Below are 10,143 nucleotides of genomic sequence, written 5' to 3' on the forward strand. Positions count from 1 at the left end.
TCTGTGAATAAGGGCCGCACGGTGGCTAAGTAATAGGGAATAAGGGGCACGGCAACTACACTAGGGCGAAGTTAAATCCGTCCGACTACGCGAATGCGAAGGTACATTTCCCGTGGCTAAACTCCTCTACCGGCTCGGACGTTGGTCTTTCCTTAATAAATGGAAAGTCATCGTTACCTGGGTGGTCCTGCTTGCTGCCGCCGGCGGCGCTACCGCCTTGTTGATGAAACCGATGACGAGCGAGTTCGCTATCAAAGGCACCCCATCCATCGATGCCACCTACAAGACGATGGACCTCTTCCCGGAAGGCGGCAATCCCGCCAACTCGCCGTCAGTGAACCTGGTCTTCCAGGCCCCGGAAGGCCAAAAGCTCTCGGATCCCGCCAATGAAAAGGCCATCAACGCGGTCATTTCCCACCTCGAGGACAACCTGGAGATGGGCGATACCATGCGCTTTGGCAATCCGCTTGAGGTCTCGCCGCGGCTACAAGATGAGGTTATCCACCAGTTCACGGAGATGGGGCTGCCGGAATCGTCCGCGCGTGCCGATGCCGATAACCTCGCGATGGTCAATGAGGATGAGACCATTGCCTATACCACCTTCGACTTCGACGCCGAATCGCCCTATAGCGTGGACCAGGACGATAAGGACATCGTGACGGAAGCGATGGACATCGGCAGGCAGCAGGGGCTTACCGTTGAGGCCGGCGGCGCCGGGTTTGGCGATGAGATTCGGGTCAATTCCACCTCCGAGGTTATCGGCCTTGGCGTGGCCTTCCTCGTGCTCATCTTTACCTTCGGCTCCCTGGTCGCTTCTGGAATGCCGCTGATTTCGGCCGTCATCGGGGTCGGCCTGGGCGCTTGCGGCATGCTGATTACCACGCACTGGATAGAGCTCAACAACATGACGCCGGTGCTGGCCATCATGATTGGCCTGGCGGTGGGCATCGACTATGCGCTGTTTATCCTGTCCCGCTACCGAGCCGAGCGCGCCCGCATGTCCGCCCCAGAAGCCGCCGGCATGGCGGCAGGAACGGCGGGCTCGTCCGTGGTCTTTGCCGGCACCACCGTCTTTACCGCGCTGTTTGCCCTGCTCATTGCGCGCATCGAATTCCTCACCGCCATGGGGCTTTCCGCCGCCGCAACCGTGGCCATCGCCGTCCTCGTCTCCCTCACGCTCATCCCCGCGATGCTGGGGCTTCTGGGGGACAAGGCATTTGCCGGCCGCATCCCCGGCGTGGCCGGCAACCCCTCCCGCAAGGGCAAGGTGCGCCGCGGCCCGACCATGGGCAATCGCTGGGTACGGCTGGTACAAAAGGTGCCCGGCTTGGCGATGGCCCTCGTCGTCCTCTCCCTCGGCGCCATGACCGCCCCCGTGCTCCACATGGATTTGGCGCTGCCTGCCGATACCACCTCGAATCCCGATACCACTCAGCGCAAGGCCGCCGACCTGATGGCCGAGGGCTTCGGCCCCGGCGTCAACGGGCCATTCCTCGCGGTTGTCGATGCCCACACCATCAACGCCAATTCCGCCGCTCTCGCCCCATTGGTGGCGGCCCAGGACGGAAACGACGACGCCGAAGAAGGCTCCGGCGAAGCACCCGCCGATTCGCCCGCTGACTCGCCCGGCGACGCAACTGGCCCTGCGCCTGAGCCCGCGCCCAACGAAGCCCCCGACCAGCCAGGTGAGCAGCCAGCGGACCAGCCCGGCGAACAACTGGCAGAACACCCTGCTGACCAGCCCAGCGAGCAACCTGCTGAGCCGGATATCGCCCCCGTCGCAGAGGTCGAGGACAAGGAAGAGGCCGCTGCGCCGACCAGCGCCGAGGACAAGGCGGCACTGGCGTCCTTCCTCTACACCGCGGATCAACTGAAGACGCTTGGCGGAGTAAAGCACGCGCAAATTGTTTCGGTCAGCGAAGACCAGCGCGCGGCACAAATTATGGTGACCCCGGAAACCTCGCCAACGGAAGCCGCAACCATTAATGTCGCGCACGCCCTGCGCTCTGCCACAAAGCAGATCGAAGGCACCACCGGCACCGAGATCGGCCTGACGGGCCTGACCGCCGTGCAGCTGGACATCACCGAGCGCCTCCGCGATGCCATGGCACCGTACCTCAGCATCGTTGTGGGGCTGGCGATCGTGCTACTGCTCGTTGTCTTCCGCTCCCTCCTGGTGCCACTGGTGGCGGGCCTGGGCTTCCTGCTTTCGGTTGGCGGCGCCTTCGGCCTGACGGTGCTGGTATGGCAAGACGGCCTGTGGGGCCTCGTCCCGGGCCCCGGCCCGCTGCTGTCGTTCATGCCGATCTTCCTCATCGGCGTGACTTTCGGCCTGGCCATGGACTACCAGGTCTTCCTGGTCACCCGCATGCGCGAGCACATCGCGCGGCATCCGAAGGGCACGTCGGGGCCCTATAATGCCGTCGACGAGGCCACCATCACTGGCTTTACCCAGGGCGCGCGCGTGGTGACGGCCGCGGCGATCATCATGATTTCGGTCTTCGTGGCCTTTATCAACCAGCCGCTGCCGTTCATCCAGATCTTCGGCTTTGCCTTGGCGGCGGGCGTGCTTTTCGATGCCTTCTTTGTCCGCATGACCCTCGTCCCCGCCTCCATGTTCCTCATGGGCCGCGCTACGTGGTGGATGCCCAAGTGGCTGGATAAGATCCTGCCTACCGTAGACATCGAAGGCACCGCGCTTGAGGAAGAATGGGAAGCACAACACGCGGATGATGGCCAGAAGACCAGGGAAGAGGAAGATAAGGAATGAAGGACTTAAGTTTCGACATCGATAAGCGCCTGCCCGAAGGCCCCGGCAAGCATGGCCGCAGTGGTGTTATCCACACTCCGCACGGCGATATCGCCACGCCGGCGTTTATCCCGGTGGCGACCAAGGCCACGGTAAAGACCCTGACGCCGGAGCAGATTCGCGCGACTGGAACGCAGGCGATTTTGTCCAATGCCTATCACCTCTACCTGCAGCCGGGCCACGACATCGTGGACGAGGCCGGCGGCGTGGCGAAATTTGAGAACTGGCACGGGCCGACCTACACCGATTCCGGCGGATTCCAGGTGATGTCTTTGGGCGTGGGCTTTAAAAAGGTCATCGCCATGGACTTGGCGGATCTCACCGAAAAGGATATTCGCGCCGCGAAAAGGGAGCGCATGGCCAAGGTGGATGAGGAAGGCGTGGACTTCCGCTCGATTATCGATGGCTCCAAGCACCGCTTTACGCCCGAAAAGTCCATGCAGATTCAGCACGGGCTGGGCGCGGATATCATGTTCGCCTTCGACGAGCTGACCACGCTCATTGATTCGCGCACTTACCAGGAAGAATCCGTCGCCCGCACGCACCGGTGGGCGCAGCGCTGCCTGGAAGAACACGACCGGCTTACCCGCGAGCGCTACCACCGCCCGAAGCAATCGCTGTGGGGCGTGGTGCAGGGCGCGCAATACGAGGACTTGCGCCGCCAGGCCACCCGCGGCCTCTTGGACCTGGACCGCGCCGCGCGGGAGAAGGGCCAGCGCGGTTTCGGCGGCTTCGGCATCGGCGGTGCGCTGGAAAAGCAGAACCTCGGCACCATCGTGGGCTGGGTCTGCGATGAACTGCCGGACGATAAACCGCGCCACCTGCTCGGCATCTCCGAGCCAGATGACATCTTTACCGCGGTCGAGGCCGGCGCCGATACCTTCGACTGCGTCGCGCCAACCCGCCTAGCCCGCCGCGGCGGCGTCTACACGCTCGATGGCCGCCTGAACCTCACCAATGCGCGGTTCAAGCGGGACTTTAAGGGTGTAGACGAGGAGTTCGGCGGCTACGTCACGGAGAATTACTCGCGCGCCTACCTGCACCACCTGCTCAAGGCGAAGGAATTTTTGGCCGGCACGCTGTGCACCATCCACAACGTGGAATTCATGGTGCGGTTAGTGGACAATATCCGCGCCGCCATCAATGGCGGCTACTACGAGGACTACCGCGATGAGTTCCTGGGCCGTTACTACGCGGCGTCGAAGGCGCGGTAATCCTCGCGCTTTTTCACCAGCTTGATAACCGCGGAGGTAATGGGCAAGAGGACGACCTCAATCAGTGTCTTCCACACAAAGCCCACCACCACGTAGTTGATGAATCCGCTCGTGGTGTCGATGCCGATGACGGGCGCGGCGATGGCGCAAAACAGCAAGGTATCGCCAAACTCGCCCACCACGGTGGAGGCGATCAGCCGGGAGAAAAGGCCCTTTTCGCCGCTGCGCTTCTTCATCGCAGTCAGCGTCCACGCGTTGAGCAGCTGGCCCACCAAGTAACCGGCCAGGGAAGCCAAAACGATGCGGGGCACCAGGCCCAGCGTGGCGGCGAAGGCCTCTTGGCCCTCATAGAAATCCGCCGCAGGCAGCCAGATGGCGATATAGAAACACACGACGGCGAGCAGGGCCATCGCAAAGCCGATGTAGATGGCGCGCCGGGTGGACTTGAAGCCGTAGCACTCGGATAAAACGTCGCCGACGATATAGGCCAGCGGGAAGAGGAAGAAGGCGCCGTCGGTCACGAGCGGCCCAAGCTGGACGCCCTTGGTGGCGTTGATATTAGAAATCAAAAACGTCACGACGAAGATCGTGACGAGCCACGGATACAGAGTGGAATGAACGGGGATAAAGCGCACTTGAGAGGAGGGGGATTTTTCCATGCCCACCATTGTGCCAAACCGTATGCTGGGAATATGAATTCCGCGACCACCGGGGCGGGCCGCTACGCCCCGAGCCCTTCCGGCGATCTGCACTTTGGCAACCTCCGCACGGCGCTTCTCGCGTGGCTCTACGCGCGCTCGACGGGGCGCAGGTTTGTGGTGCGGGTGGAGGACATCGATAAGCAGCGCTCCTCCCGCGCGGCGGCCGAGCGACAGCTCGCGGACCTTGCAGCCCTGGGGCTGGAGTGGGACGGCGAGGTCATCTACCAGCAGGATCGCGAGGCCGCCTACGCCGCGGCGCTCGAGAAGCTGCCGGTCTACGAGTGTTACTGCTCGCGCAAGGATATCCGCGAAGCCTCCCGCGCCCCGCACGCCATCCCCGGCCAGTATCCGGGCACCTGCCGTGCGCTATCCGATGCCCAACGTGCCACCAAACGCGCCCAGCTCGCCGCCGATAACCGCCAGCCGGCGCTGCGCCTGCGCGCCGATGTCTCCACCTTCACCATCCACGACGCCCTGCACGGCGACTACACCGGCGACGTCGATGATTTCATCCTCCGCCGCGGCGGGCAGGATGGTGGCTGGGCCTATAACCTGGCGGTGGTTGTGGATGATGCCTACCAGGGCATCGACCAAGTCGTCCGCGGCGACGATCTCTTATCCTCCGCCCCGCGCCAGGCCTACCTGGCTTCCCTTTTGGGGACCACACCGCCGACCTACGTGCACGTGCCGCTGGTCCTGAATTCCGCGGGCAAGCGACTGGCCAAGCGCGATGGCGCGGTGACGATGCGGGATATGGGGGAGCAGAGGGGCATCGTCAAGCAGCTGGCGCAGTCTTTGGGCTATGAGGCGGAAACCGCCGCCGAGCTCTTGGCGCAATTCCGGCCAGAGGAATTGAGCCGCGAGCCGTATATTTGGCGCGCGTAATACTATCGAGCCCATGGAAGTTTTACTGGTTCTCATCGGGCTCATGCTGCTGACCGTCTTCGTCGTTGCGATCGGCGATAGGGTCGGGCTGCCGTGGCCCGCGCTGCTGACGATTATTACCGCCTGCGCCGTTTTCGTGCCGGGGCTGCCGCAATTCGACATCCCCACCGAGCTCATCCTTCCCATCTTCTTGCCGCCGCTGCTGTGGGCGCTGGCGCGGCGCACGTCCTGGGGCGTGATTCGCGGGCAGTGGGTGACCATCCTGAGCCTGTCCGTGCTCCTCGTCGTCGCCACCACCCTCGCCGTGGGCGCGACCGCTTACGCATTCCTGCCGGGAATTAGCATCGCCGCCGCCATCCTCATCGGCGCGGCCATCGCCCCGCCAGACCCCGTGGCCGTGGATGCGGTGGCCGAGCCCGCCGGCATCCCGCGCCGCATCATCACCACCCTGCAAACAGAGGGGCTGTTTAACGATGCCGCCTCCATCGTCGCCTTCCACCTCGCGCTCGCCGCCGTGACCCAGGGCGGCGATATTTCCTTTGGCAGCGGCGTGCTGAGCTTCCTCTATTCTTCCGTCGTCGCGCTTGCCATTGGCTGGCTCATCGGGCGGCTGACGGCGCTGTTTATTACCCACGTCCACGATGTGGTAGCGCGCAACGCCCTGACCTGGGTGGTTCCCTTCGCCACCTTCCTCGTGGCTGAGGAGCTGGAGGCCTCTGGCGTTATCGCCGTGGTCATCGCCGCCGTCGAGCTCAACTCGCGCGCCGATATCCAGGCCGAGGACCGGCTTTCCGGCCAGTCTTTCTGGGAGACCATGGAGCTGCTGTTTACCGGTGTCGCCTTCGGCCTTATCGGGCTGACGGTTAATACCGCCATCGCGGAGGTGGGCTCGGATTTGTGGCACTCCGTTATGGTCGGCGTGATCCTATCGCTCGTGGCCTTCGTGGTGCGTTTTGTGTGGATGTTCTTCTACTACCGCCTCAACGTCTCGCGCGGGCGCCCGCACGTTGCCCCGCTGCGGATGCAGGAGGTGCTGCTGATGACTTGGTCCGGCATGCGCGGCCTGGTGACGCTGGCGCTGGTGCTGTCCATCCCCACCGGCGTCTTCGCCTTCCACCACGAGCTGGCCGTTATCGCCCTGACCGTCTTGCTGGTCACCATGGTGCTGCCCGGCCTGCTGCTGCCGTGGCTGATGAGGCAGCTCGATCTCACGGAGGCTTCGCAGGCCGCCAACGATAAGATGCGAGCCGCGGTGGTTTCGCGGGCGCGCGCCGCCAGCATCGATGCGCTATCGCAATTCCGCCCCGAAGACGATGCCACCGGCGAGGCCGAAACGGTCGATCCGGAAATTTCCGCCAACGTCATCCAGTGGTTCGAGGACCGCCTGGGTGATGGCGAAAACCCCGCCGAGAATAACGACGAGCGCAAGCAGCGCGCCGAGGAGGCCCGCCGCGTCGCGCTGGAGGCCCGGCGCACCGCGCTTAACGCCGCGCAGAGCGAGCTCCTAGTCCTGCGCAAGGATCGGGCCTTCAATCCGGCCATCGTGGATGAGATACTGGAAGAGATCGACCGCATGGTCATCGGCACTAAGCACCGGGAGATTTAGCCCATGGATCCACAACACTATGCCGAGCTCGAGGACGCGATGGACTACCTCTACGATTTCCTCGACGAGGACTTGGCGGACCGCGTGCGCGCCGAGCGCGAGTTCGTTCCGGCGGGCTTAGAAAGCTTGCTTGCCGATGACTCCCTCGACGACTACGCCTGGCTCTGGATCAAGGATCCCGGGCCGAATGGCTTCCGGCAGTACCTGCGCGATGGCGGTTATTCCGAGGCCGAGGTGCGCCAGACCTTCGCGTGGGCGCGCAGCGAGTGGGGCATGAATACCCCACCGCATATCGCGTGGCTTAAAGAGGACGGCTACGAGCCGCCGCGCATCGATTAGGCCAGGCGGTACGGCCCCGCCTTGCGCACCGCCGCATCAATGACCTCCGGATCTACTGTGACGGACTCAGCGTGCTTGATGACGACATCCGCGGTGGCATCCCCGGTCATCTCGAAGGTGGCTTGGCCCATTCCCGTATCAGCAAAGATGCCGTAGAGCTTTTGCAGGCACTTGCGCACGTCATTGTCATTGCGGATGCCATCGATGGCGATGCGGGTTTCGGTGACAGAAGATTTATCAGTCATAGAAACAGATTCTAATCCTTCGGTGCTAGATGCGGCCGTTGAAGGCCTGGAGCGCGGAATCCTCGCGGGTGCCGCCGCGGCCATCGCCGTAGTCGGCGTAATCACCAATCCAGGCAATCCGCGATACCCACTTCACGGCCTTATACCCGTGGTTCGATTCCACGCGGGCGCGCACTGGGGCGCCCAAGTGCAGATCGATGTCCTGGTCATTGCGCGAAATCGCCAAAATGGACTGATTCTCCATGGCGGTCTCGATATCGAAGGCCGCGTAGAAAGGCTCGCGCGGGCGGTTATCGTACATCTTTTGCGCCAAGCCATAAGACTCGATGAGCACGTAATTGGCGCCTTCGGGGCGGGGGCAGAGTAGCTCGAGGACATCGGCAAGCTTGGGCCCTCCCCACTTGGAGGTCGCAGACCACCCCTGCATGCAGGTATGCGTGGCGATGTAGGACGTTTGCGGCAGCTCGCGCAACTGCTCAAGGGTGACGGTCTTTTCGGTGCCGTTGACATCATCGGCCACGGTAATGGCGTAGTTCTCCCAGCCATTGCGCTTGTACTCGGTCCACTCAGGGGATTCCTTCTCCGTCGGCGGCAGGCCGTTGGTCCAGTGGAAGGAGGAAATGGGCATCGGCGAGTCCTTGGTCTCCTTGGGCTTGCGCGGGTGGAAGTGGTTCAGCGAAAGCTTGCGGCCGATTTCGGTGAACGAGACCAAGAAATTATGCGCCCGGGCGCGGTCCGCCAAGGTCCAATAGGACAGGGCAATCCAGAAGATGATGACCGCCACGATGGTGATGACGACGGTGGTAAAGGCCTGCACATAGCGCTCGGTGGAGACGTCACCGAAGACGATGTGGACCATGTTGTACTCGCGGTGCACGAAGAAGACCAGCACCACGTGGACCAGGATGAACGCGGACATCAAGACCATGCCGATAAAGTGCAGCGACCGCGCACCTTGGTGGCCGCCCAGCATCTTTACAAACCACGGGAAGCGCACGCGGATGGCCGGCGACATCCCCAGGCCGGTCACCATCATGAAGGGCGCAACGATGAAGATGACGAAGGCGTAGGCGAGTTGCTGGAGGGCATCGTATGGCGTGAAGTGCTCGATGCCGGGCGCGCTGAGGCTGATATAGACCTTGAAGGTATCCCACGCCTCCGGGATGATGTCCCAGGAGGTGGGGATGAGGCGCTGCCACAGGCCGGTGGCAAAGAGCAGCACGACGTACACCAGGCCATTGAGGACCCACAGCATGACCGAAAGGCCGTGCCAGTGGCGGCCCAGGCCAATGTTTTCGCGGCCCGGCAGCGCCACGACCGGTGACCACGAAAGCTCGTCCATCAAAGAGGTATATACGCCCTCTTCCTTGGGCAGCTTGCGCTTGGTAAAACGCAGCCATTCGGTGCCAGGCGCGCAGTCATTGCGCCACCACAGGCGCGGCATGGAAGAAAGCATTTCCAGCCCGGAGCGCAAGAGCATGCCGATGAGTACAAAGTTGATGAGGTGCGTCGCGCGAAGCCACAAAGGAAAATCGGGGTTTTCGCCGAGAGCCAAGACATAGTCCATGGGGAGCGTCCTAGGGAGATAGTTTATGGGAAAAGGGCTATCTCTATTTTGACGGCTTTTCATGGATTAAACAAGCAGGGCGGATTCTAGGGGTCGTTGCAACGATGATGGTTATTTTGGTGTGATACTACCGGTTTGTGTCAGGGCGTTGCCGAGACAAATTCCTCTGTGCTGCACGCACGAACTTAGCGAGTATGCCGGCATCGCGGGCCAGTGGGGAAGTAGCGGGCAGTTCTGCCAGTATTGCTTGCAGGTGTTTGACTGCGCTGTTGGAGCCGTCTCGCGCGTACTCGTAGTCTCCACCGTGTCCGTGGGCTTTGATGAATAGGGCGCACAGGTGTGCGTCCTGAGCTTCATGAATAATGTCAACCATTCCCCCAGATCTCCTAGTCACCCCTTTTCCAAGTGCTTTTTATTTTTCCCGAAGCCCGCCACGCTATGACCAAGTTAACGACCTGAACGGAGGTTAGCCTCATAATCCAACCGACCCCTTTTTGTTCGGACTCCGCCTGTTTCGTGATGTTTACGTCACTACATTCAGCAGGATCGGGCTTACTACATTCAGCAGGATCGGGCTTCCCAGAGGTGAGAATTGCGATTGTGCATACAAGTCCCATAAAAAGAGGGACAAATATGGGAAACTTTGTCGTACTAGTCACCATAAACAGGCCTATGCCGACTAGCAGTAGGACCACGAAGGGGTCAAGTCCGTTTGAGTGGTGTTTCTACCTTTCGATAGAGCATGCAGTGTGATGGTGTCAGGGGCCAGCACGTGCT

8 protein-coding genes are annotated in these 10,143 nt (G+C 62.1%); 5 read left to right on the forward strand and 3 right to left on the reverse strand.

All coding sequences use genetic code 11. The annotated features are described in order from the left end of the window. The first annotated feature begins 112 nt into the window (after positions 1–112). Together QP970_RS11210 and tgt are read left to right on the forward strand one after the other, a co-directional pair. Positions 113–2,770, forward strand: coding sequence for an MMPL family transporter (locus tag QP970_RS11210; RefSeq protein ID WP_239270019.1), 2,658 nt, complete (start codon positions 113–115; stop codon positions 2,768–2,770). After that, complete coding sequence (tgt, locus tag QP970_RS11215; protein ID WP_023029970.1) at positions 2,767–4,023, forward strand: tRNA guanosine(34) transglycosylase Tgt; 1,257 nt, start codon at positions 2,767–2,769, stop codon at positions 4,021–4,023. The genes QP970_RS11210 and tgt overlap by 4 nt, the downstream gene beginning before the upstream one ends. On the opposite strand, the gene QP970_RS11220 is transcribed toward tgt, so the two are convergent. After that, complete coding sequence (locus QP970_RS11220) at positions 3,999–4,691, reverse strand: queuosine precursor transporter (RefSeq protein WP_239270018.1); 693 nt, start codon at positions 4,689–4,691, stop codon at positions 3,999–4,001. The two genes, tgt and QP970_RS11220, sit on opposite strands and share 25 nt — an antisense overlap. A 24-nt stretch (positions 4,692–4,715) precedes the next feature. Between QP970_RS11220 and gluQRS the strand changes: the two genes are divergently transcribed. The 3 genes from gluQRS to QP970_RS11235 are packed head-to-tail and all read left to right on the forward strand — an operon-like array spanning position 4,716 to position 7,554. Beyond that, complete coding sequence (gene gluQRS, locus QP970_RS11225; protein WP_239270017.1) at positions 4,716–5,609, forward strand: tRNA glutamyl-Q(34) synthetase GluQRS; 894 nt, start codon at positions 4,716–4,718, stop codon at positions 5,607–5,609. 13 nt (positions 5,610–5,622) lie between these two features. Then, entirely contained in the window at positions 5,623–7,215 is a 1,593-nt protein-coding gene (locus tag QP970_RS11230) for a cation:proton antiporter (protein ID WP_126318035.1), read from the forward strand. 3 nt (positions 7,216–7,218) lie between these two features. Further along, a complete protein-coding gene (locus tag QP970_RS11235) occupies positions 7,219–7,554 on the forward strand; it encodes a hypothetical protein (protein WP_239270016.1) in 336 nt (111 codons plus the stop codon). On the opposite strand, the gene QP970_RS11240 is transcribed toward QP970_RS11235, so the two are convergent. Together QP970_RS11240 and QP970_RS11245 are read right to left on the reverse strand one after the other, a co-directional pair. Then, complete coding sequence (locus QP970_RS11240) at positions 7,551–7,799, reverse strand: hypothetical protein (protein ID WP_239270015.1); 249 nt, start codon at positions 7,797–7,799, stop codon at positions 7,551–7,553. The two genes, QP970_RS11235 and QP970_RS11240, sit on opposite strands and share 4 nt — an antisense overlap. Before the next feature lie 25 nt (positions 7,800–7,824). After that, a complete protein-coding gene (locus QP970_RS11245; protein ID WP_239270014.1) occupies positions 7,825–9,366 on the reverse strand; it encodes a molybdopterin-dependent oxidoreductase in 1,542 nt (513 codons plus the stop codon). Positions 9,367–10,143 lie beyond the last annotated feature (777 nt).

Origin of the sequence: Corynebacterium sp. MSK073 (assembly GCF_030232085.1) — a bacterium.
Taxonomy (GTDB): Bacteria; Actinomycetota; Actinomycetes; order Mycobacteriales; family Mycobacteriaceae; genus Corynebacterium.

Excerpts from the sequence above, each read along its gene's own strand:
- QP970_RS11240 (WP_239270015.1), bottom strand. The coding sequence starts at position 7,799 with ATGACTGATAAATCTTCTGTCACCGAAACCCGCATCGCCATCGATGGC.
- QP970_RS11235 (WP_239270016.1), top strand. The coding sequence starts at position 7,219 with ATGGATCCACAACACTATGCCGAGCTCGAGGACGCGATGGACTACCTC.
- tgt (WP_023029970.1), top strand. The coding sequence starts at position 2,767 with ATGAAGGACTTAAGTTTCGACATCGATAAGCGCCTGCCCGAAGGCCCC.
- gluQRS (WP_239270017.1), top strand. The coding sequence starts at position 4,716 with ATGAATTCCGCGACCACCGGGGCGGGCCGCTACGCCCCGAGCCCTTCC.
- QP970_RS11245 (WP_239270014.1), bottom strand. The coding sequence starts at position 9,366 with ATGGACTATGTCTTGGCTCTCGGCGAAAACCCCGATTTTCCTTTGTGG.
- QP970_RS11220 (WP_239270018.1), bottom strand. The coding sequence starts at position 4,691 with ATGGTGGGCATGGAAAAATCCCCCTCCTCTCAAGTGCGCTTTATCCCC.
- QP970_RS11230 (WP_126318035.1), top strand. The coding sequence starts at position 5,623 with ATGGAAGTTTTACTGGTTCTCATCGGGCTCATGCTGCTGACCGTCTTC.